Below are 25,501 nucleotides of genomic sequence, written 5' to 3'. Positions count from 1 at the left end.
CAGCATCTGGGCGACGGCGGGTTTGCCGCCGGGGCAGAGTCCTGCTTCGCGGAGTTGGCGGCGGGTTCGCAGGTGTTCGGGTGCGGCGTTCCACGGGTAGGTGGGCATGGGGTGGTGGTCGGCGTTCGGGTCGTGGCAGTCGAGGCTGGTGCGGTAGCGGTGTTCGGGCATGGGTGTCTCCCGGGTGGTGAGGGGTGGAGGGGTGTACGCAGAATCCGCGAAATACGCAGAATTAAGCTGCGGGGGTCGTTTCTGCTGTTCAGAGCCCTGGAAGGTGATCTTGGTGGGTGTACGCAGAATGTACGCAAAATGACTGCAAAAATATGTGCAGGTCAGCGGCTTGTGTCCGTGGTGGACCGCGTCTGAGCTGGGAAGATTTCTGCGTACATTCTGCGTACATTCTGCGTACGCGCCTGTAGCTCTGTGACCTGCGGGAACGGGTTTTTGCGGATTGTGCGGATTCTGCGTACGGGGTCAGGGGCGGTCGTCGGAGGCGCGGTAGGTGGGGTGGGGCCAGTAGGTCGGGCTCGGTTTGCGGCCGGGTCCGGTACGGGCGGGTGGATCAACGCGCACGATGTGGCCGCGGTCTTCGAGGACGCTCAAGGCTGGGTCGATCGCCGCGGCGGTGCCGAAGTGGCGGCGGTGGTTGTTGAGGATGTCCCGGCGGGTGAAGCAGGTGGGCCGGGTGCGTTCGATCCAGGCGAGGATGGTGCGGGCGTCGTCGAGGGTGGCGTCGGTGCCCATGTGGTCGTAGGTGGCCAGGGCGTGGGCGAGGAAGTACTCGCCGAGCCGCCGGGCCGCGGCGAAGGTCTCGCCGGTGATCTCATGCTCGCCCGCGGTGTCGAGGTGGCGGGCGGCGTGGAGGTTCCCGGCCAGGCGGGCGACGGCGCCGGGGTATTTCCCGGCCCAGTCGGTCATGTGCCCGTAGGCCGCGCCGGGCCGCAGGTGTGGCTCGATCTCCGCCTGAAGCTCGTACATGGCCTCGTTCGCGTCGTTGCTGAACACGAACGGCACCGGCTTGGACAGGCCCGCGTAGTGGTGGACCAGGGTGCGCACGCGGGTGTCGTAGGCGGTGGCGACCTCGTCCGGGATCGGGGCGGCGGCGCGGGTTTCGCGGAACCCGAGCGTGGAGGTCGGCAGCGAGTACAGGAATCGGCCCAACAAACCCTTGTCCCGGGCGTCGGTGATCCCGGCCAGGTTCTTGAGCACGATCGGCTGCACGACCAGCCCGAGCGTGAGGTGCGCGGCGTCGACGCGGATCTCGTCGCGGCCTTGGCGCTCGACGTCGAGCGGTTCCCCGGCGTGTCCGGACAGGAACACGTCGAAGTTCGGGGTGCCGGAGTAGCGCCCGGCGATGATCGAGATGATGCCGCCTTCCGGTGCGAGCACGGCGAGCCTGCCGCCCTGCTCGATCAGGCGGGCGGTGGCCTTCTCCGGGGTGATGTTGTTGACCGCGAGCTTCGGTTTCGGTGGCACCGACAGGCTCTGCGCGTGCAGCGCCGCATTGGTGGCGCCGTCGATGGTGGCGGGGTCGTCTGAACTGGCCTTCTCTTCAGCGTCACGGGCTTCGCGCTCGGCGATGCGCTTGGCGAGCTGGGCGGCTTCGATCTTCGGCATGGCCTGCTCGATGAGGTGCTGTTCGACGGCGTAGACCGGGGCGGTCATGACCCGGAACACCTCGGATTTGCGGGCGCCGGGCGGCAGGGCGGCGATCAGGAAGAGGTTCGCGGGCTCGCTGTAGCCGCGGCGGATACGGATCGAGGCGCGGCCGCCGATCGCGGTCGACATCGCCGCGAGCGCGACGCTTCCGGCCAGGTCCGCCGGGGTCTGGGTGAACTCGGCGACTGCACCGACCATGTCGGCCAGCCAGCCGGGCAGCGCGTCGACCGGGAACGCGGGCAGGTCACGCACGCTGTCCAGCGGGATCGGCGCATCCTCCCACCGCGCGGCGTGCTGGCCTGCGGTGTCGGGGACGGCGTGCAGGTGGGTGGTCACGGGTTCCTCCTCTCCGGTGCGGGCGGGATGGTCCGGGCGCTGGATGCGCCCGATACCGGGGCTTTGGGGCTGTGGTCTGCTCATGCGGCGTTGCCTCGCGGGGTGAGCGTGCGGGGGTTGTGGGCGGCGGCGCGGAAGGCGGAGTCGACGGTGGTGTCGATCTGCTCAGCGGTCCACGGTTCGTGGGGTCTCGTCAGCGGTAGCCGGGACATGGCTCGGTGCAGGGCGGTGCGCACTGTGGCGTCGTCGACTGCTCCTCCGGCGACCAGGCGGCCGAGCGCGAGCGCGGCTTCGTAGAGGGTGCGGTTCTGACGCCCTGACTCCGCCGCTGTGACTCGCGCGGTCTCAGCCCGAACCGCTGCTGCCACGTACCCGGACAGGCGGGCAGGGGCGATCTCACGGGGCGCTGAGAGCGCCGGAGACGGACGCGGAGCGGCGGCCCGGCGCAACCACACCGGCGGATCGGCCGGTTCGGTGTCGTCGAGTAGGTTGTAGAACCCTTCCGGGGTGATCGAACCGGGCGCGACGACGTAGCCGCCACCGGCGCGGGTGTCGACGAGCGGCCCGAGCGTGCCTGCGGTGTTGCGGAATCCGGCAGGCGCACGGAAGTAGTGGTGTGTCCCGCCGGAGGGGGTGGCCACGGTGTAGGTCTCCGGCCAGGGTTCGCCGGAGCGGCGTACGAGGCTGGCGAGCACGCCCGCGCCGGTGGTGATCCCCAGCGTGTTCCAGCCGTCGGGCATCCGGTGTGCGTGCCCGGGCTGGTCGCAGTCGACGACCAGGAGCCCGGATCGTCCTGTGGCGAGGCCGACGTTGTACGGGGTCTCGGCCCAGCAACGAGCAATGCGGTCCGGGTCGGTCGTGGCTCGTTGCTCCCACCCCTGGTGCTGCTCAGCGCAGATGCCGGTGCGAGGACAGGACTTCAACCCGTGCAGGGCGGGGACCTTCCGGCCCGGCTGGAGGGGGAAGACGTGCCAGCCGAGTTCGGCCAGGCACAACGCCCACGCGCGAAGCTGCGTCGTGGCGGTACTCACGCGGCCTCCTTGGGCAGGTCCCGCTGCCGCGCCGGAACGGCGGGGCGGGTGGGCAGGGTGGTGACGTGTTGGGTGTTCTTGTCGCTGTACATGCGGGTGTCGGCGTGGCCGAGCAGCGCGGGCAGGCTGCTGGTGCGGGCGGTGTCGACGGCGGCGCCGATGGAGACCGACACCGCCAGCGGCAGCCCGTCGATCACGTGGGTGGTGGTGAGGTGACGGCGCAGCTCGCGGGCGCGGAGTTCGGCGCAGCGGACCTCGTCCAGGTTCGTCAGCAGCACGGCGAATTCGTCGCCGTGCAGCCGGATCGGCACTTCACCGGGCCTGCACGCGTCGGCGAGGTCGGCGGCGATCGCGGTGAGCACGGCGTCGCCGGTGCGGTGGCCGTGGGTGTCGTTGATCAGCTTGAACCGGTCGACGTCGAGCAGCAGCAGCCCGGCGAGCCCGCCGCGTCCGGCGCGACGCTGCACCCGCCGGAACACGCGGTTGAGCGCGGCGCGGTTTCCGAGCTTCGTGAGCGGGTCGGTGTGCAGCTGGTGGTGCAGGCGGTGGGCGTAGAGCGCGGCGGCGCTCCCACCGGTGGCGGTAGCCATCAGGGCGAGTTCTGCGAACATGGCAGGTACCTCCTGGTGAGGGGGTAGGGGCGGCCCCGGCGCTTTCTCAGGGCGATGGCGGGGCCGCACCGCTACGTCGTGGGGTGGATCAGAGCGTCAGCTCGGCCTCAGGTGGTGATGTGGCCGTCGGCGCGGGCCTCGGCCAGCAGCTCGTGTTCGAAGCCGGGCGGGATGACCGCGTAGTCGCGGACGGCGGCGAGGACCACGCCGGGCGCGGCGATGCGGTCGGTCAAGTCGCCGCGGTCCACGACCGGAGTGCCTTCGGCGTCGAGGACGAGCCCGAAGAAGGTCGACATGGGCGCGTCCCAGCCGACGATCACGTCGTACTCGGGGCTACGGGCGGGGAGCTCGTGGCGAGACATCGTGAAATCTCCTTACAGCAGGCGAGAGATTGATGGGGGCAGAAGCGTTGGCTGTTCAGAAGCGGTGGCCGCTGCGCTGCGTCGTGGCGCTGAGCTGGTGAAGTGCCTTGTCGACGCGGTGGAACCCGCCGGTCAGGTAGATGCAGCGCTTCACCAGCTGGTGGAGCTGTTCACGGAGGTCCTGGTAGGCGTCACGCTGTTGCGGGGTCATCTCCAGCTCCGGGTCGTCGAGCACCCGGTCGACGCGCTTGCGCAGCGTGTCCGCGAAGCGGTTGAGGTTGATTCCGACGTCGATCGAGTCGCGAAATGCCTCCTTCGCCTCCTGCGGTGAGGCAGGCGCGTGGCGGGCGTCCTTGAGCGCCTTCGTGGCAGTGATCAGGTCGTGCATGGTGGTGATCAAGGCGGCCATGTGCGGTGTCCTCTCGTACGGGGTCAGAGCGCGGTGCGGGTGAGGTGGCGGGCGTCGGCGAGCCGGGCGGCGAGGCGTTCGACCCGGTCCCAGTGGCGGGTGAGCAGGGTGTGTGCACGGGCTCGGGCGGCGGTTTCGGTGAGGCTGCCGGGCGTGTGGCGGTGGGTGCGGCGGTAGTTGAGCTGGTCGCTGCGGCACGAGGCGTAGACCTGGCGGCGGGAGCGGCCGATGCTCTGCCCGGCTTGTTCGGACAGCCACAGTGCTTCGGCTTCGCCTCCGGCGACGACGGCGGTCAGGTAGCCGTCGACCTGGTCGTCGTCGATCTCGGTTTCGGCGATCTCGACCCGGCCGCTGGTGACGTTGCCGCCGTGGTGCCACACATGCATTGCGGTGACCTGCATTCCGGCGACGGTGTGGAGCACGGCGTGTCCGGCTTCGTGTACGGCGGCGGCGAGGACGGCGAAGGCGATGTCGTCGTCGGTCACGGTGGCCATAGCGGGTGTCCCCCTTTCTTCTGCGCGGGCGTGCTCAGGCGGCGATGAGGGCGAGCGTGGTGAGTGCGAGGCCGGTGAGCAGGCAGTAGATGGCGACGGCGATGCGCTGGTACTTGGTGATGGCCAGTACGGAGAGCACGGCGAGGTGCTGGGCTTCGTCGTGGGCGCGCCGGGGCCGGTCGAAGTCGTCGGCCAGTGCGGCGGGGTCGCGCAGGAACGCGGCCCAGCGCAGGAACCCGGAGCGGGCGTTGCCGCCGTTGAGGTTCGGGCGCAGCACCCACAGCAGCAGCACGACCGCGGCGGCGGTGGGGATCGCGGCGAGGAACAGCAGCACGACGGCGGCGGTGGAGACCCCGCTGCGCATCAGGGCGATGACTCCGGCCAGCACCGCGCCGAACAGGCCCAGCAGCGAGGTGGCTTTCGTGTCGCCGCGCTGCAATTCGGTGAGCACGCCGGCCTTGGCGTCGGTGACGCGGGTGGTGAGCTGGGAGCGGTCGGTGGGGGCGGCGATGTACTCGGTCTTCACGGGTCGAACCCTTTCCATTTTGGTTACTCTCCGTATCGTCAGGTGGGCGTGCGGGGTCGCGGTCCTGACGTCAATCAAGATCAACTAAGGGGATTTCGCGCGCGCACGCGCGCGCTCGCACGTTGGGCGGGAGTGCGGGCCTGTGTCTGACGTCTGACGTCAGACACAGCCGCCTGTCACGCTGCGTGAGGCGTGTCGGTGTCCTCGTGCGGGGTGGCGAGCCGGTAGATGTCGGCGCGGCCGTCCTTGCCGACCCGGTGCAGGAGGGTGCCGGTGAGCTTGTCGAGTTCGCCGGAGACCCACGAGCGGCCGCGGCCGTAGGTGGCCTCGGGGTCCGGGAAGTCCCGGACGGTGAACTGGGTGCGGCCCGCGGCGGCCCTCTGCTCGATGTGGCTGCGCAGCAGCGCCACGGCTTCCTTGCGCGTCGGACGGCCTCCGGGGAAGTCCAGGGTCGTGGTGTCGGCGGGCAGTTCGTGCTCGTCGTCGACGGTCAGCTCGGGGTCGGCGAGTTCGGGGAGGTCGATCGGTTCGTCGTCGAAGTCGGCGGCGTCGGCCGGGTCCAGGTTGTCCAGGGACTCGAAGTCGGGAGTCGGCTCCACGCCGTCGGCTCCGGCGACCATCGTGGGCTGGTCGGTGGCCGGGGCAGTCAGGTCGAGGTGGCGGGCGTCGATCGAGTGCATTGCGGGCCGGATGCCGGCATGGGCGTCGATCGCCGCGCGAAGCTGGTCGTCGGTGTGGTCGTGGGTCCGGCCCGGGGTGGTGTAGCGGGCCTCGTCGATGCCGGGTCCTTCGAGGTAGTTGCACCCCGGTCGGCGGTTCTTCCACCGGTCCGGGCGCGCCCCGCCCTCGATGGTGTCCTCCGAGAGCAGGTACCCGGCGTCTTCGATGTCGTTGACCCCGAAGCACCACACCCCGCCGAGCTGGGAGCGCACGTCGGTGGGCATGTTGCGGAAGGTCGCCTTCTGCAACGACAACACCAGGCTGATCCCGGCCGAGCGGGCTTCCTGCGCGATCCGGATCACGGTCTTGGCGTCGTCGAGGACCCGCGGGGACTCCTCGATCCACACCACCAGGTAGGGCAGCCCGTGCTGCTCGAACGCGGCGGGCACCCACTGGTCGTAGCCCCACTGCCCGAGCTGCGAGGCACGGTCGGTGATCAGGCCGGGCAAGCGCTTGACCGCCTTCTTGCAGGCCTTCTCCCCGGTTACCACCTGGTACGGCGCGTCCCCGAGGAATCCGACCGTCTGCTCCCCCTTGGACGGGTCCATCACGATCAGCCCGGCGTCACGGCGGGTCAGGATCTCGGTCCAGGGTTCCTTGGCCCCGTGGGACTTCCCGGACCCGTTCATGCCCTGCACGCCGTAGTGCGTGGCGTTACGGCTCTGGGACTTGTCGCCGGGAAAAAAGATGACCTGCGGCTCGGTGTCCTCGTAGACCCCGACCACCACCGGATCCATGATCGACCCGCCCGGAGACGACGGTCCCGGCCACGCCGTGGGGTGCTTGAGCACGTCGCGCGGCACGATCGTCATCGTCGCCCGCGAGACGTCGTCGGGGTCCTCTGTCACCCGCACCGCCCCCTTGCCCAACCCGAAGAGCCCGGCGATGCGGCCGGTGGCCTTCTGCACGTCGCTCACCTCCATCTCACCGCGGGGAAGCTGCAACCGGGTCGTGACGCGGTTCGGCTCCACCTGCGTGGCCGCGGGCTTCACCCCCGCCAACTTGACCTGCTCGAACAGCCCGTTCTCTCCGTCTTCGCCGTCACCACCGCGCTTGAGCGCCTTGTAGATCGACCACGACAGCGCCACCCCGGCACCGCCGACCGCCCACAGCTCCAGCAGCGGCGTTTCGCCCGGCCCGGCGATCGTCCCGGCGGTCATCCAGGCGGCGGTGATCTCGCTGGTGGCGGTGGCGAACTTCCGCGTCAGCGCCGCCCTGGCGCGGGCGCACTGCCAGGTCACCGCCGTGAGCCCCACCCCCAGCAGCGACAACCCCGCCGACGCCCACGGCGCCACCGCCGGGTCGGTCGCCAGCCACTCGTGCACCCCGTAGGTCACCGGCCACACCGCCGCATACCCAGCCCACTCCGGCGCGTACGGCGCCAGCCGCGACGCCCAATGCTTCTTGGGGGTGTAGTAGCCGAACCCCTGCATCTGCTCGGAGACCGAAAGGTCACCGCCACGGTTGTTCTTGCCAGCCATCGTCTTCTCCTCTCCCGGTGGCCTTCTCGGTCCCCGAACGTCGTCTCACCCGGTCACTCGTCGAACTCGAAACGCCGCGCCCGCTGCTTCTCCCGGGCCGCGGACACCTCCGGCGAGTAGTGCTTGAGGAACGCCATGTAGGTCGCCACCGTCGACTTCGACGCGACCTCGATCGCCGCCGCGGCCTGCTTGAGCTGGCGAGCCACCAACTTCGACCGCACCCGCGAGTCCATCCCGCCGAACTTCGGGTCGGCCGTCTTCACGTACCGCAGGGCCGCTTCCAGCTCTTCCGCCGACACGTGCAGCTCGTGGTACAGCGGGTGGAACAACCGCCGCGCGTTCTCGCAGTACTGGCGGATCGACGACGAGGACACGAACTCCGGCGAACCCAAGATTTCCTTGCTCATCAGCGAAAACCCTTCTCTTCAGTGACTACTTCGGACACTCCGCCGAGCCGGTGCTCAGGCGGCGATCTCGGTGGACTCGGTGGCCATCCGGGCCCGTGCCGCGATCAGGGCCGCACGCGCGGTCTCGTAGCGGACCCCGAGCCGCCGGGGCGCTTCCCGGAAGGGCAGTCCGCGCTTCCCACCGGAGCGGCTGAGGTACTGCCGCTCCAGCCGCTCGGCCCGATCAATCAACTCGTCGGAAGGCAGCTCGGCCGCGCTCTCGCTACCGCTTTCCGCCCCTGCCGGAAGCGCTTCCGGAGCTGATGTCCTGGAGGTGTCGTGTGTCCAGTCCGGCCGCACCTCGCAAGCGCGCTGAACTGCACCGGAAACGCTTCCCGAGGTGCTTCCCGACGCTTCCGAACCCGGTCCTGCCGCCGGTGCGGCGGTCGGTTCCTGCACTGCCTGCTCGGCAGCGGCCGGGACAGGGGGGTGGGCAGCGGTGCCGGTGTTATCGGTGACGCTGGCAAGCGCTTCCGGCGGAGGGCTGACAGCCCGCAGAACCGGACGCCGCAACCACTTCGTGCGGGCGAGCTCGACCGTGCTCGGCACGTGCAGCAGCGTGACCGTGCCGTCCCGGTGAACCCTCCCGACAGCACTGTCCACCGCTGCCCGGCGAATTGCGCGAACCTGCCGACGCTCGCGGCGATCATGCCGACGCTCGTTGCGATCCCGCCCGTCGTAGACCGCCGTCACCGGCATGCCCGTACGGGCTGACCGGTACGCCGCGACCACCGAACGCACGGGAGTCCACCACCACCGGCGTCCCAGCCCAGGCGACCCGCACTCCTGCGGCGAACCGGCATCCAACGTGACCTTGATCTGATGGATGACCAACCCGGCCACGGCCACAACCGCCATCACCACCGCGGTGATCACGCTCGTCTCCAGCCCGTGCAGGAAGCTCAACCCCGCCATCGCACCGGCCACAAGCCACATCGCCACCAGCGCCCGGCCAACCGGCACACCACGCCGCCGCTGCCGAGCGATCTCGAACGAGATCACCCAAGCCGCGCACTCGGTCAGCACCGGCAGCAGCCAGCCCACCGGGCCGTAAAGCCTGCCGCCCTGCTCGGCCTGTGCCTGCCACGCCAGCACCATCGGCGCGACGATCACCGGCAACCACAACCCATACGACCGAATACGAGACCACGCCGCCGACACCGCCTCCGCACGCCGCGCGCGCCGCTTCTCAGCGACCATCTGCGACTGCTCGAACCGCTGCTGGCGATCCCGCCGCCGCTCCGCCGACACCGCCTGACGATCAGCCCGCCGACGATCAGCAGCATTAGCCTTACGAGCCTCGCTCGCCTGCACCCAGTCCCACTGACTCACCGCCGACCCCCCTTGCCCCGGCCGCCGTTTCCGGTGCTGATGCGCACCGTGCCGCGGCCCAGCGACCGCAACTCACCGACAACCTGCAACCACCACAACCGGCCCATGACCAGCCCCCACAACGCGCACAGCGCCGTGACTCCGAGCATCCAGCCCAGCCCCATCGCCACCAGGCCGAGCGACCCGGCACCGAACAACACCGGCAGCAGCAGCAGCTTCACCAGCCGCCACCCCATCCGGATCGGCAGCAACGCCACATCCACCGCCGCGCTCATGCCGCCTCACCACCCCGGATCACCCGGAACGGACGCAGCGGCAGCACCTGAGCCGGACGCGTCTGCGAACGGTGGGTGTGAGCGGCGGTGCGGTTCTTCTGCATCCGCACCAGCACCGACCGGCGCTCCGAACGAGCCTTGTCGAGGCGCCGCTGCGCCACCTCGTCCACCTGCCCCGCGTCCTCCGCGTCCAGTACCGCGATCTCAGCCGCCAACACCCGCTCGTCGGCCTCCACCACGGCCGGGTGCTCCGACAGCTCACCGCGCCCCGCCAGCAGCAGATCCTCCGTGCTCGGGCCGGACAGGCCCTCCAGGTAGTCCGCCGGGTACGGGTCCGGCTCGACGTCGCGCTCACCGAACGCCTGGCGCACCGTCAGCGCGAAGTACTCGGGGTCTACCTGCTGCATCAGCTCCTTCGCTCCGGGCTTGTTCGCTGTGGTTGAACCGATGTCGTGCATGAATCTCTCCTCCGACGGGACGCCTGAGCACCGAACGAGTTGATACTGGACCTGAAGCAGACCTGATGTCAACCTCAAAACAGACCTGTTGTCAGGTTTTTCTTGCGCCTCGCGCTTGGCTACACTCCTGAAGCAGGCCCGATTTCAAGCGAGGGGTGTATGGATCAGGACTTGGACTGGACCGCGGTTGGCGAGGCCGTCTCGGAGCGCATGAAGCAGCTCGGCCTACGGCAACGGGACGTCGCTGACAAGGCCGATGTCGGCCTATCCACCGTCCAGGAACTCGCGAACGGCAAACGGCGGGAGCGCAACCCCAAGACGCTCATGGCGATCTCGAACGCGCTGGACTGGCCGTCAGGCAAGATCGCGGCCATTGCACGGGGCAACCCCGACAGCGTCGAGCCGACCCTCGAAGAGCGGGTGTCCGCGCTCGAGACCAAGCTCGCTGAGGTGGTCAGTCGGTTGGCGGATCGCTGATCCGGTGTGGTGCGCATAAGAAAAAGGTATGTGCAGGTCAGTGCGATGTGGACTGACTGCGAGTACGGGTCTTGAAGGGGGTGGAGGCGCTGCGCAGGCGAAGCGACGACATGGAGCTGACTGCCAGTGAGTCTCCCGTCGCGGGAAGGGTTGCCGGGGCGGTTTTGGCCGCTATTCGGAACGAGGTGGGATTGACCCAGCAGGGTCTCGCGGAGGCCATGCAGGTGTCGCTGGCGACGGTCCAGGGGTGGGAGTCCGGGAGGCGACCGCTGATCAACCTGCCGATGGCGCGTTTCGGGAAGCTCCGCCGCGTGCTTCAGCTCTCGACGGTCACGTCGGCGCGCCTGATGGTTCTTTCTGAGGCCATGCAGGCGGACGAGATCTTGTCCGAGATCGGCAGCGAGGACCCCGCTACCCACCCGCTCACGCTCGTAGTGCCCACTCGGTTGCAGACCGAACTGCTCGCCTGGCCGATGACGGGTGTTCCGCCGCGCCAGCTCGCTGGGACGAAAGCTCGCTTGGACGTCGCGAAAGGCGAACGGGATCAGCTCGCCGCCGTCCTGCGCACCGTCGCGAGCCGGGCTGATCGAGGAGTCGAAGGAGCGATGCTCCGCAGGCAAGCGCAATACCTCGTCGCCGAGCACGCCAATTCGGCAGACTGGGTCGCGCAGATGCGGGCCGAAGACGTACGGGCGGCTCGAGACATCCGCGAATGGTCGCCGGAGTGGGCGGTCACCAGGTCGCGGGCGATCAGTTCGGCCGCTACGGGCGACCTGGAACCCCTGTCAAGGTTCATCGAGCACGGGCTCGGCACGGAGGCTGCGGTGAAGGCCAACCTCTCGTACTGGGCCTACTGGGTAGGCGAGATCCCCGAGCCCTGGACCAGCGATGCCGACATGCTCGCCGACGACCAGACCTGGTCGGGCGAGTTGCTGCTCAATTCCCTCCTAGGCGGACTGGAGAACGCCCCGTACCGAGATCTGTGCGCGCACGCCCTGAACGCCCTGATCCCGTTCCGCCGTGGGCTGGACCGCCCCGATCTGCGGCAACGAGTGCTCGCCGCGATCGACCGGTCGACGGCGACGCACGAATTCGCCCGTGATTCCCTACGTAAACTCGATCAGCTCTCCTACGCCTTGAGGAGCACCCATGCCTGACCAGCGGTTCGCTGAGATCATCGCGTTCGCCCACGAAGCCGGGCACCTCAAGCACACACCGCGCACCGGCTGGCTGCTCGGAGGGGTCCGCAATGGCGAGAGCGTGGCAGAGCACTCGTACCGGGTCGCCCTGCTCGCGTACGTTATTGCGTCCTGCGAGGGGGCGAATCCGGAGCGCGCCGCGACGCTCGGTCTTTTCCACGACCTGCCCGAGACTCGCATCGGCGATGTCCCGAGCGTCGGCAAGAAGTACGTGAGCACGGCGAGCCCGCACGACATCGTCAGCGACCAGACAGCTGGCTTGCCCACAGGCCTCCGAGACCGGATCGTGTCCGCGGTGGACGAACACGAGTCCGCCAAGACCGCTGAGGCATCGCCGGAATCCCGGTGCAGCCGGGACGCGGACAAGCTCGAATGCCTGCTGCAAGCCAGGGAGTACCAGCGGGAGGGCTACACCGAGCTCGATGAGTGGGTGCGCTCCAGTGCGGAAGCGGTGAGCACCGCGACGGGCAAGGCGCTCGCCGCCGCCGCGATGGAGGTCCCGCCGGGGGAATGGTGGGGTTCGTTCGCCCGCGCCGTCGGTAGGTAGCCGGAGCTGGCGAAGCGGTCCCCGGCTCCGTGGTCGGGGGCCGGTCAGACCTTCGAGTGGCCGGCGAAATGGGTTCCCCACGTGCCATTCACGGACACGCGGGCGTTTGCTAGGGTGTTTCCGCTGGTGAGAGCCGGTTCGGCGGAACCACTCAAAATCCGTACAGTGTCAGTTCGACTCTGACCGGGGGCACCGCCACTCACCAGCGGAAACAACCGAAGATCTGGATCTTGGTCTGGTCCGCTGGGTGTGGCCTTGGGCGAGCATGCTCAAGGCCGTACCGCTGCGCGCTCAGAGTCCCGCGAGCGCGGCCGGGTCCAGGCGCGAGCTGCTGGCTTCCGGGTGGTCGCGCACGCGGGCGTCGATCCGGTCACCGGCAAGCGGGTCTACCTACGCGAGACGATCAAGGGCACGAACGACGCCGCGCGCGAGCGCGCCGAGAAGGCCCTGACGGAGTTGCTCAACCAGGTCAACGAAACTCAGCGCCGTCGACCGTCGCGCTCCCCCACGCATGGAGCGAGTGGCTGCGCGCCGGTGAGCTGGAAGAGAGCACGCGCCACACGTACGAGGGCTACCTCCGGCGCACCATCCTCCCCGCGCTCGGCGGAACAGCGGTCAACAAGATCAGTGCGCGGATGCTGGAGAGCGTCTACAGCGATCTGCGCCCGCACGCGCGGCGACGGCACGCCGCAGATCGAGAAGCACGCCCGCGACGGCGAGCACGAAATGCGCCGAGTCCGGCTGCAAGCCGCACGAGGCGGATCCGAGTCGAGCGTCGCTGTGGGGAGTGCTGAACCGGAGCGGCGGACAGCACACGACGGCTCGCGCCTGCACGTCACCCGGTGACGTACACGATGATGTCCCGTGACGTTTCGAAAGTAGGGGTCAACAGGATCCTTTCGGCTAATGCGTCGGCGACCCGTCCTCCGCAGACTTCGGGAAACACGTTGGACCACCGGAAGGTTCCCCATCATGAACGGTCGCGCCCGTCGTGACGTCGGCACCACGACATCGAGCACCGCATGAAGGAAGCGGTACTCGACGTCCTGACCACGCTCCTCGGCTCGCCGTGGTGGTACGTCGCCTTGTTCTCCTTCTCGGCGATCGACGGCTTCTTCCCCGTGGTACCCAGCGAGAGCCTCGTCATCACGGCCGGCGTGTTCGCCGCGAACGGGACGACGAACCTCGCCCTGGTCATCGCCGTGTCGGCGGCGGGTGCCGTTCTCGGCGACCACGTCTCGTACTTCGTCGGGCGGTTCGCCGGGGCCAAGCTGCTCAGGCACCTCCGGACCGCCCCCCGACGCCGAGCCGCGTTCGACTGGGCCAGCAGCACTCTCGCGGAGCGCGGCGGGTTGATCCTCGTCATCGCCCGGTACATCCCCGGCGGCCGCACCGTCACCACGCTGACCGCCGGGATGGTCGGTTATCCGCTGTACCGCTTCACCTGCTTCGACCTGCTCGCGGGCGTGAGCTGGGGTGCCTATTCAGGACTGATCGGTTACTCGGGCGGCATCGCCTTCGAGCGCAACCCGATCCTGGGTCTGCTGTTCGGCTTGGGACTCGCCCTGTCGGTCACGGTCCTGGTCGAGGCAGGACGGTGGCTCTACCGGCGCCGCCGCCCCGAGTCGGACGAAGCGGAACCCGAGAGCTCCGACCCGGTGACGTCCTCCCGGTGAAATCAGTCCAAACCCGCGTCGTGCACCAGGATCGCCGCCTGGACCCGGTTGCGGAAGCCGAGCTTGGACAACGACCGGCTCACGTGCGCCTTCACGGTCGCCTCGCTCATGAACAGCTCCCGGGCGATCTCGGCGTTCGACAGCCCTCGTGCCACAGCGCGGATCACGTCGTGTTCACGGGCCGTGAGCACGTCCAGCCGCCGGCGGAACTTCTCGACCTCCGACTGCTCGGTTTCGGCGAAGGTCGTCAGCAGCCTCTTGGTCACCGTGGGCGAGAGCATCGCGCTCCCGGCCGCGACGGTGCGCACCGCACCGAGCAGGTCCCGCGGCTCGGTGTCCTTGAGCAGGAATCCGACCGCGCCCGCGCGCAGGGCCCGGTGCACGTAGTCGTCCAGGGCGAAGGTCGTGAGCATGATGATCTTGGGCGGATCGGCGCGGCGCTGGAGTTCCTCCGACGCGGCGAGTCCGTCCATGGTCGGCATGCGGACGTCCATGAGCACGACGTCCGGCCGGTGCCTGGCGACGGCGTCCACGGCTTCCCTGCCGTCCCCGGCCTCGCCGACCACCTCGACGTCCTCGGCCGGATTGAGGATCAAGCGCAGGCCGGTACGCACCAGCGTCTCGTCGTCGACGAGCAGGACCCGAATCACGCAACCCCCTCAGCCACTTCGCCCCGCGTCCGAACACCGAGGGTATCCCGTCACGTACGCGGCGAGGCCACCTCGTCATCATCCCATCCACGCCCTGACCGCCGTGTACCACGCCACGAATCCGATCCTTCCACCTGACGCCATCCACTCGCCCAGCCCTGTCCGATCCGACGACACAGCACGGAGATTCCATGATCACGGTGCACGACGTGACGAAGCGTTACGGAAGCACGACCGCTGTCCAAGACCTGACCTTCGAGGTAAGTCCAGGGCAGGTCACCGGGTTCCTCGGCCCGAACGGGGCCGGTAAGTCGACCACCATGCGGATGATCCTCGGCTTGGACCGGCCGACTTCCGGCGAGACCCGGATCAACGGCAGCACCTACGCCGCGCTACGCGATCCGCTGCGCGAGGTGGGAGCGCTGCTCGACGCACGCGCGTTGCACCCGCGCCGGTCCGCACGCGACCACCTGCTCGCGATGGCGCGGAGCAACGCCATCCCGGCCGGTCGCGTCGACGAGGTGCTCGACACCGTCGGCCTCACCGGGGTGGCCTCCCGGCACGCCGGGACGTTCTCACTCGGCATGGGCCAGCGGCTGGGGATCGCGGCGGCGCTGCTGGGCGACCCGCACACCGTGCTGTTCGACGAACCCGTCAACGGGCTCGACCCCGACGGCGTGCGCTGGGTGCGCGGCCTCGCGCGCTCGCTGGCCGCCGAAGGGCGCACCGTGTTCGTCTCCAGCCACCTCATGAGCGAGATGCAGCTGACGGCGGATCAACTGATCATCATCGGCCGGGGCCGGTTGATCGCGAACGCACCGATCAACGAGGTCATCAGCTCCACCGAGGAGGAAGCCGCGTTCGTCCGGACCGGAGACGGCGCGGACCGCACCGCCCTGCGCGAGCGCCTCGACGCCGCCGGGTTCACGTGCGAGGACGAGGACGGCGGGGTACTCGTGCGCGGTGCCACCACCGGTGACGTCGGCGACCTGGCGCACGAACTCGGAGTGCGGCTGCACGAGCTGCGGTCGGTCACTCCGTCCCTTGAGGACGCGTACATGCGTCTGACCGAAGGCGACGTCGAGTACAACGCGCCGGAACCCGGCCTTGACGCGGAAGTGCGGAGCTGACCATGACCGACACCACCTCGCCCCGCTCGGCCGCCCCCGGCCGCCGCAGCGCGCTCGCTGGTCCCGCGTCGGAGTGGACCAAACTCCGCTCGGTGCGCTCGACCTGGATCTCCCTCGGCACCTCGCTGGCCCTGGTCGTGTTCTACAGCGTCGTGCTCGGCCTGTCGGTGCGGTCGCTCGCGTCCGCCGGAGGCGCCGAGAACGGCGCGACGTCCGCATTGGACAACGCGACCGTCGGCGTGCTCTACGGTGGACAGTTCGCCCTGCTCACCCTGGCCGCGATGACGATCACTTCGGAGTACGCCACCGGCAGCATTCTCACGACGTTGCAGTGCCAGCCCCGCCGGGGACGGATGCTGATGGCCAAATGTGCCGTGCTGGCGCCGGTGTTGCTGGTGTGGGGCTTCGTGCTCGGGCTTGCCGGAACGGCGGTCGCGACGCTCGCGCTCGGTGAGTTCGCCGACGCCGCCGGTGCTGCCGAGTGGCTGACGCGCAGCGTCGCCGTCGGGGTCTACCTCGCCATGGCCGGTGTCCTCGTCACCGGCATCGGCGCGGCCGTCCGCAGCGTGGCGGGAACCCTCGCCGTGTCGGTGCTCGTGCTGCTGATCCTTCCGATGGGTTTGCAGGCCACGCCGATCCCCTGGCTGGCGAAGGCCGCTGAGTACATGCCGGGACCAGCGGGCATGGTGCTCATGGGCGTCGCCGAGTTCGACGGGTACGCGCCGTCGATCGCCGTGGCGGTGCTGGCCGGATGGGCCGCGCTCGGTTGGTGGGTCGGTTACTCGGTGCTGCGCTTGCGGGATGCCTGACCTGTCAGACCTTGCAGACCGAGCACCAGGTCGCGCACCCGGGTGGCCGGAATCCGGTCGCCCGGGCCGACGATGCCGTCCGGGAACGGGTCCGTGGACAGCAGGACCGGGCCGTGCTCGGCCGAGTCGGGGAGCCTGCCGTGCGAGCCTCGCACCCATCGCGGGTCGGTGGGCACCACGTTCATGGCATAGCGCAAACCGACGCGTTTGCGGGCCAGTCCTGTGAGCGCGCGGACCTTCGCCCACCTGTCCGCGGGGTCGAAGAACAGTTCCGCCGGATCGAATCCCGGCTTCCGGTGGATCTCCACGCCACGGGCGAAGTCCGGGGCCCGGTCCTCGTCCAGCCAGTAGTAGTACGTGAACCAGGCATCGGGTTCGGCGACGGCGACGAAGTCGCCCGCGCGGTGGTGGTCCAGGCCGTACCGCTGTTGCGCCGAACGGTCGAGCACCTCGTCGACGCCGCCGAGCGCGCGGACGAGGTCACGCACCTTCGGCTGGTCCGACTCGTCGGCGACGTGGACGTGCGCGACCTGGTGGTCGGCGACGGCGAACGCCCGGGATGCCCACGGATCCAGGTACTCCATGCCCTCCTGGGTGTAGACCTCCAGCAGCCCTTCCGCACGCAGGGCGCGGTTGATGTCGACGGGCCGCTGGACCGGGGTGATGCCGTACTCGCTCAACGCCACCACCGTCACCCCGGCTTCCTGCGCTTCGCGCAGCAACGGCGCCAGTTCGACGTCCACGTCCCGGGCCGCCGCGACCGCCTCCGGCGAGTCGGGGCCGAACCGCTGGAGGTCGTAGTCCAAGTGCGGCACGTACACCAGTTGCAGATCGGGCCGGTGGTGCGCCAGCACGTGGCGGGCCGCGCCCACGATCCACCGCGTCGAGCGCAGGGACGCCGTCGGCCCCCAGTAGTGGAACAGCGGGAAGGGGCCGAACCGCTCGGTCAGCTCGTCGTGCAGGCTCGGCGGGCGCGTGTAGCAGTCCGGGGACTTGCGCCCGTCGGCGTGGTAGACCGGGCGCGGGGTCACCGCGAGGTCCGTGGACGCGCCCATCGCGTACCACCAGCACAGGTTGGCGGCCCGGTAGTCCGGCCGGACCGCCCTCGCCGACTCCCAGAGCTTCTCCCCCGCGACGAGCTTGTTGTGCTGCCGCCACAGGTGGATCTCGCCGAGGTCGCCGAAGTACCAGCCGTTGCCGACGATGCCGTGTTCGGCAGGCATCCGCCCCGTCAGGAAGGTCGACTGCGCGCTGCACGTCACGGCGGGAAGCACGGTGCCGAGCTCGGCGCGCGCGCCACGGGCCCCGAGCGCCGCGACGGACGGCATGTGGCGGAGCTGGGCAGGGGTCATCCCCACGATGTCCAGCAGCAGCACGGGTTTCATCGAAGCTCCTGTCCACGCGGGAGGACCGGGCCAGGCCGGTGCGCGAGGTTCCGCTCGGACCAGCGCAGTTCGGCGGCTATGCCGTCCACCAGGTCCTGTCGATGACGCTCGGGAAGCACGTTCCAGGTGTAGGTCTCGATCTCACGGTGCGGCGTCACACCTCCCGCGCGGGCCATCACGGCATCGAGCGCTTCCTCGATCACCCAGGTCGTCGCGCGCAGCGGCTCGACCGGTTGGCAGTGCAGCGGTACGTGGTAGTGCACGCGCCACGGCCCTAGCCCTGGAAGGGTGCCCACCGCGGCGTCGAGGTCATCCTCCTTGGACACCGCGCCGTCCGGCCCGCGCTCTCGGACCTGGTGCAGGTAGCGCGGTTCCGCGAACTCCGCCAACGACTTCCGCGCCCGCGGGTCAGCAGGGTCCGGGACTTCGAGAGCGGCCGAAACCTGCACCTTGAACACCTGCAGGCCGGCGTCGTAGATCTGACGCACGGCACTCCCCGGGTCGGCGTGGGAGACCGCGAGGTGGCAGGTGTCCAAGCACAGGCCCACGACGTCGGGGTCCACCCGGTCCCACATCCACCGCACCGCGTCCGAAACCTCGTCCAGGACGCATCCTGGCTCGGGTTCGATCGCGAGCCGCACCGGACGTCCACATCGCGACGTTTCCTCCCGGAGCGCGTCCTGGACGCCGTCCAACGCCATGCGCGCCCGCTCGCCGTCGGTGTCGGTCCATCCTTCGCGCCAACCCAACGGGAGCGTCGACATACTGCCGTACTCCGCGTCCTCGTCCAACAGTCCACCGAGGACGCGGGCGCAATCGACGGTGTACCGGGTACGACGAGGATCGCCCCAGCACGGCCGGTACACCGAATGCTTGACCACCGGATCGTGAAAGCCCCGGTACGGGAAAGCGTTGAGCGTCTCGACGAACAGCCCGCGCTCGCGCGATGCCCGCTTCAGCAGCGACACGCTGTCGGGATCGGCGGCCAGCACGGCGGCCACGTCCGCCGACAGCCACAGACCGAGCCCGAGCCGGTCCAACCCGGCCCGTTCCCGGATCGGGACCGCGTAGCGATCCAGCTGGTCGAGCAGCCCTGCCAGGTCTTCGGCAGGGTGGACGTTGGTGCAGTACGAGAACTCGGTCATGGCCGCCCTCCTGCCTCCGCGGTCGCCGGGCGTGCCCCGCGCAGCACCGAGTTGCCCGCGAACTCGACGGGCGTACCGGTGAACGCGGGAAGTTCGTCCAGCAACAGACGGCCGCTCCGACCGTAGAAGTCGACGGGATTCGACCACAGCACCTTGTCCACATCGGACTCGGTGAAGCCGGCTTCGAGCATGGCCAGTCCGGCTCGGTACGTCGTCAACGGGTCCGACCGGCCCCAGTCGGCGGCGGAGTTGACCAGCATCCGATCAGTACCGTACTCCCGGAGCAGCGTCACCAACCGGTGCTCGTCCATCTTCGTGTCCGGGTACAGCGAGAAACCCATCCAGCACCCGGACTCGGCCACCGGCGCGACGGTCACCTCGTTGAGGTGGTCGACCACGACCTTCTCGGGCGCGATGCCGGACTCCCGTACGACGTCGAGCGTGCGACGTGTCCCCTCCACCTTGTCGCGGTGCGGGGTGTGCACCAGTGCGGGCAGGTCGTGCGCGACCGCCATGCCGAGCTGACGGGCGAACGCCTCGTCCTCCTGCGGCGTCATCGAGTCGTACCCGATCTCCCCGACAGCGACCACCCCGTCCTTCGCGAGGTACCGGGGCAGGACGTCCAGCACCGGCAGGCACCGCGCGTCGTTGGCCTCCTTCGGGTTGAGCGCGATCGTGCAGTGGTGGCGGATCCCGAACTGCGCGGCGCGGAAGCGCTCCCATCCCAGGAGTCCGTCGAAGTAGTCGGTGAAGGACCCGACCGAGGTGCGGGGCTGGCCGAGCCAGAACGCGGGCTCGACCAGGGCACGGACGCCGTGGGCGTACATCTCCTCGTAGTCCCGCGTCGTGCGCGAGGTCATGTGGATGTGCGGATCGAAGATGCGCATGAATCGTCCTCGGGTCGTTCGTCGGTCGGGGTGCTGGGAACTCATGGCGTAGGAGTCAGTTCCGGGCGGCCAGCAGCCGGTCGGCGTCCCGGGGAACCGGCCGACCCGCCGCGCGGCGCTCGCGGGCGAAGTCGGTCACCATCCGAGCCAACTCGTCGTCGCGCCTGCGTTCCAGTTCCGCCACGGCCGCCAGCGGAATCCCGAGGAACAGGCACTTGAGAACGCCGTGACGCCATGCGGGCTGGTCGAGGTGACGCGCGGCGAATGATCCCATCGAGGCCGCGATCAGCGTGCTGTCGTTGGTGCGCAGCGCATCTTCGACGAGCGCGATCCCCGCGCCGGCGACCTCGGCCGGGATCACGTGCAACGCACGAAGGACTCCGCGTCGTTCCGCGCCGTCCCCGTACCGGTACAGCTCGCCGAGTTCGGCGGCGAGAACCTCGGTGGACACGACCGCGGCGAGGGTGGTCAGCATCGCGGTGCGTGCCCGGTCGTCCTCCGTCCCGTGCACCAGCCCCGCCGCGTCGACGTCGGCGCGGATCGGCGCCCGCCCGGCGTGCCGGCCTGCGGCGGGAAAGAGCGCTCGGATCGCCGTGGGATCGGCCCGGATCCGCGCCCGCGCCTGCTCGACCCACGCTCCTGCTCCGGAAAGCTCCCACCGGGATGTGGCCGGTTCCCCGCGCGCTCGACGCAGCGCCGTGATGGCCCGCCGTGCGACCGCCGGGGCGGCATGGCTGTGCCGTGGCAGCTCGACCGCCGCCACCCCTCGGTAGCCGACCTCGTCCAGGGCCGCGAGGGTGCCGGGCAGGTCGAGGTCACCGTCGCCGAATTCGAGGTGCTCGTGCACGCCCGGCAGCATGTCGTCGAGTTGGACGTTGACGAGCGACCCGGCGGCCTGGCGGACGCACGTCGCGGCGTCGACGGGTTCGACCGCGACGCAGTGACCGACGTCGAGCGTGATGCCCAGGTACTCCGGTGAACCGAGCGCTTCGCGCACGTCGAGCGCCTCGCTCAGCTGCTGGACGAACATCCCCGGCTCGGGTTCGAGCCCCAACGGGACCTCGTTGCGCCCGGCTTCGTCGAGGACCTCGGCGATACCCGCGAGCAGTCGCTCCCGCGCCAGTTCCGGGGCGACGTGCGCCTCCCGGACGCCGGACCAGAACGACACGCTGTCGGCTCCCAGCTCGGCACCGATCCGCACCGCTCGTCGCAGGAATTCCGCTCGCGGCTCCGGTTCCGCGCACAGCAGGGTCGGATGGTGCTTGCGGCGGGGGTCCAGCAAGTACCGCGCTCCGGTCTCCACCACGCAGCGCAGGTCCAGTTCCCGCAACCGGGACGCGACCCGAGCCACGTCCCCGGACAACGTCGGTGCCCACGGGTCCAAGTGGTCGTGGTCGAGGGTGAGCGCCACAGCCGTGTAACCGAGTTCCGCGATCAACGTCAGCGCATCGTCGAGCCGATGGTTGCTGAAGCCGTTGGTGCCGTAGCCGAGCGCGAACCCGCTCATGTCGGGCTCACCTTCTTGCCGAGCCGCCGTGCGAGCGGCAGCGCCGCCGCGATGACGACGGCCACCGCACCCGCACCACGGCGAGCGGCCAGCGCGGACTGCAACGCGATCATGCCGTGGATCCCCGCCGCGGTCGCCGATCGGACTGCGGGAGCGGCGGGGCCGCGCACCGCACGCAGTTGGTGACTCCCCACGAGACCGGCATAGGTCAGACCCGCTGCCGACGCCTGGACCCGGTGCCGGGCGGACGGTGCGGGCGACGCCACCACGGCGGTTCCCACGGCCACGGTGCCGCCGAGCGCCGCGACGGCGATCCCCCGGGACCCTCCGTGGACCTCGCCTCGGGACAGCGCGGTGATGCCCACCGTGTGCGCGGCGACGAGTCCGGCCTCGTACGCCGCCGCGCGCATGCCGGACCAGCCCGCGCCCAGCAGCACGTTCAGCGCGCGACAGGCACCCATGCCGACGGGTGCGGCAGGAGTGTTCTTGAGCACGAGGTCGTATGCGCACACCGTCGCCCCCAACAGCACCGCGATGTGCACCGCGTCCCTGCCTCCGCCGAGCGCCGCGAGCCCGACCCCCGCCGTCAGCAGTCCGGTCGCCGCCGCGATCGCGTGCTCGGCGGCGATCTCGCCGGACGGAATCGGGCGTTCGGGCCGTTCCACCGCGTCCTCGTCGCGGTCGGCCCAGTCGTTCAGGACCATCCCCGCCCAGTAGAACGCGGCCGCCGACGCGGGAAGGAGCCGGCGGCGCCCCTGCAAAGACCGCCCGGAGGCCACCGAGCCCACCACCGGATCGGCCCACGCCGTCAACGCCGCGGGTGCCCGGAGCAGCCGTATCCAGCGGCTCACGCGTCCGCCCCCAGCTCCGCGACCCACCGTTCGAACGTGCGGACCTGGTCGGCGAAACCGTGTTCCTCGCCTTCCACCGGATCCTTGAAGAAGCAGGCCAGTTCCGCGACGGGGCCGCTGAGTCCGGCGGCGTGCGCGCCGGCGAGCAAGCGGGTCAGATCCAGGACCAGCGGTGCGGCGAGGGCCGAGTCGTAACCGGACCAGGTGAGTTGGAGGCTCATCTCAGCACCGAGGAAACCCTCGAACTGCACGTGGTCCCACGCCACCTTGCGGTCGCCGAGTTCGGGCACGTTGTCGATGTGCAACGGGGCCGTCACGTCCGGCCCCAGCAACGCGCCCAGTCCACGGGACTTGGACGCGAGTTTGGCGGACGCGCGGTCGCTCTCGGCGAGCGTCGCGCCGTCGCCGCCGCCGAGCAGGTTCGTTCCCGACCAGGACCGCACCGCCAGCGCACGCGCGGTGAACATCGGAGCGAGCACCGTGCGCAGCAACGTCTGCCCGGTCTTGCCGTCCGAGCCCGCGTACGGGAGCGTGCGCTGACGCGCGTACTGCTCCAGCGCCGGGAGCCGGATGCCCGGGGACGGTGTGAAGTCCACGTAGGAACACCCAGCGGACAGGGCCGCGTAGGCGTAGAGGGAACTGGGTGGCAACACCGCCCGCCCGGGAGTGGCGAGTGCGTCCCTGAGCGCGGCGAGATCCTCGTGCCCCGGTTCCGGCGACAGCGGTGCCTCCGTCGCGGCCACGTTCACGACCACGACCCGAGCCAGGCCGCGGCGGTCCCGAAACCGGCTGATGTCCGCGGCGAGGCGACGCACCGTGTCCTCTTGCGGCTGCGTCGACCGGCCCGAGGTGCAGCCGATCGGGATATCTTCGTCCACTTCGGACAGGTCGTCCGCGATCAGCGGAACGAGTCGCCCGGGCAGCGATCCGGCGGCGGCGAGCTGCTCGGCGCGCTTGCGCAGCGGCGTGTCGACGACATCGTGTCCGCCGATCGCGATGTCGTTCCACTCCGGCACGTCGGCGGCACCGAAGCTCATGCCCTCGGTGACCGATCCGATCGGCGGCACCGCTTGCCGTTGCATCGCGAGCAGACCGCAGATCGCGGTCGTCCCGACCGACCCGCGGGCGCCCACGAGCCACATTCCCACATTCCCGGATCCCCCAGAACCCTGCAACGCCGTTTCCTCCCATGAACCCATTCGCATCGTCCGCTCCGAACCGCCCGCGGACACGTCACGGCGATATGTTTCCTTTCCCAGCACAGCAATCACCTGCGCGCCGCACCACCGCGGCAGATCTGACGGCCCGCCCCAGAAAGAAGATCATCCCAGTACCGCACGATTCCCGAGCGGGCGCGCGACACCCACCGGGACCGCGATTCGTGCCAAACCCAACCCTGCCCGGTCACCCACAACCCCGACATCCGCCGAATGCGAGTAAAAATACTCCGAGTGAGGCATCAAGCGCAGACCAGCGGAGCCTGACCTGGCATTTGCAGCGAGCACTTAAAAACCTTGCTCAGGCGGCACGCCGATCGGCTAGTCTCACCCGTGACCTTGATCAAGGTGAGATCGGGGTGCGTTAGGCGCACGGTCGAGCGTCGTGCGCCTGTCCAGCGGACTGGACGAAGATCCTGGGGGGATCAGACTTCCGCATGAATTCGACAGCTTCTAGCGGCGGACCACGGGGAGACGCCGTGAACGGCCCGGGAGACGTTCCGGGAGAATCATTCTTGAGAATGATCGTCGGTCTGCCGTCCGACGACAGCCGGGAGCGAACTCGTGCGCTGCGATCATGATCATTCGCGCGCTCGGCGGGGCCGGGCCGACCCGCGCGTTCCGTCACGCCGCGCGCGATCGCACATTCGCGATCGCGGACGTTCCGCCGCGTCCGGTGTTCACCTCTCCGGGAATGAGACCTGCCGGATCGAACGAGAAGGAATCATGAGCAGCACCAATCCGTGACACGAGAAATCGTGATCATCCCGGAGAACAGGAGGGCAGGCCAGCGTCCGATGCTTCAATCGGTCCTCTGGGGGAGGCACGCCACGCACGGGGCGCTGCTTCCAGGACCAAGGGTGGATCAGCTCGTGGAAACCGTTCCACCGACACCACGAGTGGCAACCGCACGTGAACGACGACCTGGGGGTCATCCATGCTTCGTATCCATTTTTCGGCGGACGATCTCCTCAGAACGAGGATCGCCGTCCCGCGTTCTCCAGTTGCCGAAATCCTCTTCGCCGCCGATCTGCTGTGGCAGCGTCGAGGCGCCGCCGCGTTCGATCCCTGGCGTTACGCCGTTCGCTCCCGGCTGGGGCCCCGAGCACGTCACCTCACCGAGTTGGTGCGTGCCGTGCGGCCGACCTCGGAACTGTTCACCGAACCACACCCGGATCTCGGACGGGCCGGATGCGTACGCCCCGTGCAGGACGTCCACAAGACCACCGCCGCCGTCCACGAGTTCGGCAGGACCGCCGTGCAGCCTTACTGGCAGCGCCTGTCCGTGCTCCTGGAGATCGAACGCTCGGCTCGCGGGCAGGCCGTTCTCAACGACGGCATCGAAGGACTGCTCCGCAGCCTGCACGCCACGGCGACCTGGGAGCCCCCGTTCCTCCAGATCGCGGGCCGCCCGGCGCGCAAGATCTTCCTCGACTCGGCCGGTCTCGTCATCACGCCGTCGGTCTTCCTGTTCGACCGCCCGACCCTGCTGTTCAGCAACACCGATCCGCACAGCACCCCCGTCCTGGTGTATCCGGCCCCGCTGGACGTGAACACCAAGCAGTTGTGGGCACGCAGCACGTCCGGCGGCAAGACGCTCGGCGCCTTGCTCGGGCGCACGCGCGCCGAAGCGCTGCACGCGCTGCTCGACAGCTACACCACCGGCGGGCTCGGGCAACGGCTCGGCATCTCGGCCGCCGCCGCAAGCCAGCACACCTCGGTGCTCCGCAACGCGGGGCTGATCACGACGCGCAGGCAGAAGAACGCGGTGTCGCACTCGCTCACACCGCTCGGACTCGCACTGCTGAACGGGGACGGCTTCGCCGAGAAGCAGACGTGACCGCGGTGTGGAACGAGCCGCCCGCGATGACCACCACGACA

Annotated in this window: 27 protein-coding genes; 8 read left to right on the top strand and 19 right to left on the bottom strand. The window is 69.6% G+C overall.

The genetic code is table 11. The annotated features are described in order from the left end of the window. Window positions 1-474: 474 nt before the first annotated feature. The 12 genes from LCD31_RS03115 to LCD31_RS03060 all read right to left on the bottom strand — a co-directional run bounded on the left by LCD31_RS03115 (window position 475) and on the right by LCD31_RS03060 (window position 10,089). Complete coding sequence (locus LCD31_RS03115; RefSeq protein WP_224955894.1) at window positions 475-1,995, bottom strand: YfjI family protein; 1,521 nt, start codon at window positions 1,993-1,995, stop codon at window positions 475-477. 80 nt (window positions 1,996-2,075) lie between these two features. Further along, a complete protein-coding gene (locus LCD31_RS03110) occupies window positions 2,076-3,026 on the bottom strand; it encodes a bifunctional DNA primase/polymerase (protein WP_224955893.1) in 951 nt (316 codons plus the stop codon). Then, window positions 3,023-3,637 carry a GGDEF domain-containing protein gene (locus LCD31_RS03105; RefSeq protein WP_304614361.1) on the bottom strand — a complete coding sequence of 205 codons (615 nt, stop codon included), beginning with the start codon at window positions 3,635-3,637 and terminating at the stop codon, window positions 3,023-3,025. The genes LCD31_RS03110 and LCD31_RS03105 overlap by 4 nt, the downstream gene beginning before the upstream one ends. Before the next feature lie 107 nt (window positions 3,638-3,744). Further along, window positions 3,745-3,999, bottom strand: a complete 255-nt coding sequence (locus tag LCD31_RS03100) for a hypothetical protein (RefSeq protein WP_224955892.1) — start codon at window positions 3,997-3,999, stop codon at window positions 3,745-3,747. Window positions 4,000-4,054: 55 nt separating this feature from the next. Continuing rightward, entirely contained in the window at window positions 4,055-4,408 is a 354-nt protein-coding gene (locus LCD31_RS03095; RefSeq protein ID WP_224955891.1) for a hypothetical protein, read from the bottom strand. 23 nt (window positions 4,409-4,431) lie between these two features. Beyond that, on the bottom strand, window positions 4,432-4,902 hold the full coding sequence (locus LCD31_RS03090) for a hypothetical protein (protein ID WP_224955890.1): 471 nt from the start codon (window positions 4,900-4,902) through the stop codon (window positions 4,432-4,434). Window positions 4,903-4,936: 34 nt separating this feature from the next. Continuing rightward, entirely contained in the window at window positions 4,937-5,428 is a 492-nt protein-coding gene (locus LCD31_RS03085) for a Pycsar system effector family protein (protein ID WP_224955889.1), read from the bottom strand. Window positions 5,429-5,604: 176 nt separating this feature from the next. Further along, entirely contained in the window at window positions 5,605-7,629 is a 2,025-nt protein-coding gene (gene traB, locus LCD31_RS03080) for a plasmid transfer protein TraB (protein ID WP_224955888.1), read from the bottom strand. Window positions 7,630-7,682: 53 nt separating this feature from the next. Next, the gene (gene traA / locus LCD31_RS03075) at window positions 7,683-8,036 is read right to left on the bottom strand and encodes a plasmid transfer protein TraA (RefSeq protein ID WP_224955887.1); all 354 of its coding nucleotides are present in this window, start codon (window positions 8,034-8,036) and stop codon (window positions 7,683-7,685) included. Between the two features lie 54 nt (window positions 8,037-8,090). Then, complete coding sequence (locus LCD31_RS03070; RefSeq protein ID WP_224955886.1) at window positions 8,091-9,407, bottom strand: hypothetical protein; 1,317 nt, start codon at window positions 9,405-9,407, stop codon at window positions 8,091-8,093. Next, window positions 9,404-9,682 carry a hypothetical protein gene (locus tag LCD31_RS03065; protein WP_224955885.1) on the bottom strand — a complete coding sequence of 93 codons (279 nt, stop codon included), beginning with the start codon at window positions 9,680-9,682 and terminating at the stop codon, window positions 9,404-9,406. The genes LCD31_RS03070 and LCD31_RS03065 overlap by 4 nt, the downstream gene beginning before the upstream one ends. After that, on the bottom strand, window positions 9,679-10,089 hold the full coding sequence (locus tag LCD31_RS03060) for a hypothetical protein (RefSeq protein ID WP_224955884.1): 411 nt from the start codon (window positions 10,087-10,089) through the stop codon (window positions 9,679-9,681). Before LCD31_RS03060 ends, LCD31_RS03065 begins: the two co-directional genes overlap by 4 nt. Window positions 10,090-10,311: 222 nt before the next feature. Between LCD31_RS03060 and LCD31_RS03055 the strand changes: the two genes are divergently transcribed. The 5 genes from LCD31_RS03055 (at window position 10,312) to LCD31_RS03035 (ending at window position 14,039) form a co-directional block, all read left to right on the top strand. Further along, a complete protein-coding gene (locus tag LCD31_RS03055) occupies window positions 10,312-10,617 on the top strand; it encodes a helix-turn-helix domain-containing protein (RefSeq protein WP_224955883.1) in 306 nt (101 codons plus the stop codon). 110 nt (window positions 10,618-10,727) lie between these two features. Then, window positions 10,728-11,774 (top strand): helix-turn-helix transcriptional regulator, encoded by a 1,047-nt coding sequence (locus LCD31_RS03050; protein WP_224955882.1) that lies wholly within the window; start codon window positions 10,728-10,730, stop codon window positions 11,772-11,774. Beyond that, a complete protein-coding gene (locus LCD31_RS03045; protein WP_224955881.1) occupies window positions 11,767-12,363 on the top strand; it encodes an HD family hydrolase in 597 nt (198 codons plus the stop codon). Before LCD31_RS03050 ends, LCD31_RS03045 begins: the two co-directional genes overlap by 8 nt. Before the next feature lie 230 nt (window positions 12,364-12,593). After that, window positions 12,594-13,157 (top strand): hypothetical protein, encoded by a 564-nt coding sequence (locus LCD31_RS29730; RefSeq protein WP_224955880.1) that lies wholly within the window; start codon window positions 12,594-12,596, stop codon window positions 13,155-13,157. A 228-nt stretch (window positions 13,158-13,385) separates the two neighbouring features. Continuing rightward, a complete protein-coding gene (locus LCD31_RS03035; RefSeq protein WP_224955879.1) occupies window positions 13,386-14,039 on the top strand; it encodes a DedA family protein in 654 nt (217 codons plus the stop codon). Window positions 14,040-14,041: 2 nt separating this feature from the next. Here LCD31_RS03035 and LCD31_RS03030 read toward each other — a convergent pair whose 3' ends face one another. Next, complete coding sequence (locus tag LCD31_RS03030) at window positions 14,042-14,689, bottom strand: response regulator transcription factor (protein WP_224955878.1); 648 nt, start codon at window positions 14,687-14,689, stop codon at window positions 14,042-14,044. Between the two features lie 191 nt (window positions 14,690-14,880). Between LCD31_RS03030 and LCD31_RS03025 the strand changes: the two genes are divergently transcribed. Both LCD31_RS03025 and LCD31_RS03020 read left to right on the top strand, forming a co-directional pair. After that, window positions 14,881-15,819 carry an ATP-binding cassette domain-containing protein gene (locus LCD31_RS03025; protein WP_224955877.1) on the top strand — a complete coding sequence of 313 codons (939 nt, stop codon included), beginning with the start codon at window positions 14,881-14,883 and terminating at the stop codon, window positions 15,817-15,819. 2 nt (window positions 15,820-15,821) lie between these two features. Next, window positions 15,822-16,628, top strand: a complete 807-nt coding sequence (locus LCD31_RS03020; protein WP_224955876.1) for an ABC transporter permease — start codon at window positions 15,822-15,824, stop codon at window positions 16,626-16,628. Here LCD31_RS03020 and LCD31_RS03015 read toward each other — a convergent pair. From LCD31_RS03015 to LCD31_RS02990, 6 genes are read right to left on the bottom strand one after another with little or no spacing between them, the layout of a single operon-like run. Continuing rightward, on the bottom strand, window positions 16,598-18,013 hold the full coding sequence (locus LCD31_RS03015) for an alkaline phosphatase family protein (RefSeq protein WP_224955875.1): 1,416 nt from the start codon (window positions 18,011-18,013) through the stop codon (window positions 16,598-16,600). The genes LCD31_RS03020 and LCD31_RS03015 overlap by 31 nt on opposite strands. Next, a complete protein-coding gene (gene eboE / locus LCD31_RS03010) occupies window positions 18,010-19,158 on the bottom strand; it encodes a metabolite traffic protein EboE (RefSeq protein ID WP_224955874.1) in 1,149 nt (382 codons plus the stop codon). Before eboE ends, LCD31_RS03015 begins: the two co-directional genes overlap by 4 nt. Beyond that, window positions 19,155-20,045, bottom strand: a complete 891-nt coding sequence (locus tag LCD31_RS03005) for a TatD family hydrolase (protein ID WP_224955873.1) — start codon at window positions 20,043-20,045, stop codon at window positions 19,155-19,157. Before LCD31_RS03005 ends, eboE begins: the two co-directional genes overlap by 4 nt. Before the next feature lie 55 nt (window positions 20,046-20,100). After that, the gene (locus tag LCD31_RS03000) at window positions 20,101-21,552 is read right to left on the bottom strand and encodes an EboA domain-containing protein (protein ID WP_224955872.1); all 1,452 of its coding nucleotides are present in this window, start codon (window positions 21,550-21,552) and stop codon (window positions 20,101-20,103) included. Next, window positions 21,549-22,403, bottom strand: a complete 855-nt coding sequence (locus tag LCD31_RS02995; RefSeq protein WP_224955871.1) for an SCO3242 family prenyltransferase — start codon at window positions 22,401-22,403, stop codon at window positions 21,549-21,551. The genes LCD31_RS03000 and LCD31_RS02995 overlap by 4 nt, the downstream gene beginning before the upstream one ends. After that, the gene (locus LCD31_RS02990) at window positions 22,400-23,545 is read right to left on the bottom strand and encodes an inositol-3-phosphate synthase (RefSeq protein ID WP_224955870.1); all 1,146 of its coding nucleotides are present in this window, start codon (window positions 23,543-23,545) and stop codon (window positions 22,400-22,402) included. The genes LCD31_RS02995 and LCD31_RS02990 overlap by 4 nt, the downstream gene beginning before the upstream one ends. A 1,012-nt stretch (window positions 23,546-24,557) precedes the next feature. On the opposite strand from LCD31_RS02990, the gene LCD31_RS02985 reads away from it, so the two are divergent. Then, window positions 24,558-25,460, top strand: a complete 903-nt coding sequence (locus LCD31_RS02985) for a helix-turn-helix transcriptional regulator (RefSeq protein ID WP_224955869.1) — start codon at window positions 24,558-24,560, stop codon at window positions 25,458-25,460. The last annotated feature ends 41 nt before the right edge of the window (window positions 25,461-25,501 follow it).

Source organism: Saccharopolyspora sp. 6M (genome assembly GCF_020176775.1).
Lineage (GTDB): Bacteria > Actinomycetota > Actinomycetes > Mycobacteriales > Pseudonocardiaceae > Saccharopolyspora_C > Saccharopolyspora_C gregorii.
This window is presented reverse-complemented; position numbering and strand designations above follow the sequence as displayed.